The sequence below is a fragment of the Desulfofundulus sp. genome (genome assembly GCF_049701015.1).
Lineage (GTDB): Bacteria > Bacillota > Desulfotomaculia > Desulfotomaculales > Desulfovirgulaceae > Desulfofundulus.
Map to the genome: position 1 here is coordinate 1 of NZ_JBNATZ010000386.1, position 1,641 is coordinate 1,641.

General features: G+C 46.9%; 2 protein-coding genes. Both read right to left on the reverse strand.

Annotated elements, in window-relative coordinates:
- A partial coding sequence (locus ACPLUI_RS14690) for a hypothetical protein (RefSeq protein ID WP_424660983.1) occupies nucleotides 1-841 on the reverse strand: 841 nt, incomplete at its 3' end.
- A gap of 127 nt (nucleotides 842-968) precedes the next feature.
- Nucleotides 969-1,571, reverse strand: a complete 603-nt coding sequence (locus ACPLUI_RS14695) for a hypothetical protein (RefSeq protein WP_424660984.1) — start codon at nucleotides 1,569-1,571, stop codon at nucleotides 969-971.
- Nucleotides 1,572-1,641 lie beyond the last annotated feature (70 nt).

Genomic DNA, 1,641 nt, shown 5'->3' on the forward strand with positions numbered 1-1,641 from the left:
TACCATATGACATCTTCTGGTAAAGACTCTTACCCACACAAAATAGCGAAGAACCTACTTTATTCCAAAACCCTTCATCTGCTATATAGGCAGAAATTTTATTCCCTTCATATATGAAATCCCATTTCCTATTTTTTTGAAAAACCACCTTGACCACTGTCAGCCTGACTTTTTCTTTGACTTCCCTTATCTTTTCACTTTCGGTAATTTCGTTGTCGGCTGCCAATTTGTAGAACTCTTCCCTGTTAGCATGAAAAGTACCACCTTTATTTGTTACAACACTAAATCCGTCTACTTCCAGATTTTCGGATAAACTTTCAAACATTTTTTCTATATGAAAATTTACTTTTGAGTTTTTACAATATATTCGATATACAGTCTGATTAACAACTATTTTGGCACCATCTTTTTCAAGAACGACATTCCCATTTTCAAATTTTATGCTCTCGGGCTTCTTGCCCCCTAAAAAACGCTTAAGACTTAGAAGATCCAGAATTGTATTGATAACTTTATGAATGGAATCAATTGTTTCTTTTTCGTTTGTCAGAAAATCAAACAGCCCCCCGATTATTCCCTTTACCGCTTCTAGAATAACAACAAAACTTCCTTTTTCTGTTGCTTCAATCTTCAGCTTTATTTCACCCGCTGGAATCAGCTCTTTAGAGACTGCGCTTGTCAGTTCGGAAAAATGCAAAAGTGAAACAACTAATGTATCAACATCTATTTGATATACCTGGCTCTCATACTTAATACACAGGCTGACTTTATTCTTCATAAACAATCGCCAGAGAAAGCTCTCCAAAATAATCTTTTTTAAGGAGATCTTATCACCAGTGATCACGCTCCACAACACCTTTCCATCCGACAAATTATCTCAGACTTTGACAAATGCAACAACCACAGCTATTACCCGAGAAACAAAAAAGACCGGACAACCGGCCTTCATTTTTTGGCGCGAATCATGTCCCCTACGGAGCAACCGGCGGGGGCAGTTCCACCCCGGTCTCGCCCGCCGCTTCCCATATCGCCACCTGGTGCATGGACTCCTGGACGGCGATCTCCCCGAAGTACCGCCGGAAATTCATCCCGGTGACGGGGACGATGAGTTCCGGCATTTTGTCCCCGTCCTCGCCCATGATCCGGGCCGCCTCCCTCTCCATGGCCTCCCGGTCGTCCAGGTCGACGACGACGCGCTCGACGACCCCCACGTCGTTGGTTATACCGTTGCAGCCCTCTTCTACCCAGTACTGCAGCGCCCCGAGCATGTTCTGCGGCTCGATGCGCCGGAACACGCCTGGCCACTTCTGGCCGAGCCGCCAGTCGGGGTACCCGCCCAGTTTTTCGTCGAATGCCGGGACCGCGTCCGCCCTGTAGAAGTGCGTCGGCACCTCCGCCCACGCCCACCGGCCGTCCTCCAGGACAATCACGAACACCGTCGGCCAGATGGGCGGCATTACGCTCGGGTCGGGAGTCTCGAGAAAACGGTATATGGTCAGCTTCTCGCCCTTTTTAAATTTGTACGCCTTCATCTCATCGACCGTGAAAAACGGAGTATGTATCTGCATTCCCATGAATTGGACCCTCCTTTTTAAAAATTTTTCCTGGCCAGCCGGACAAGCTCGATAACCACGCTGTCCAGCC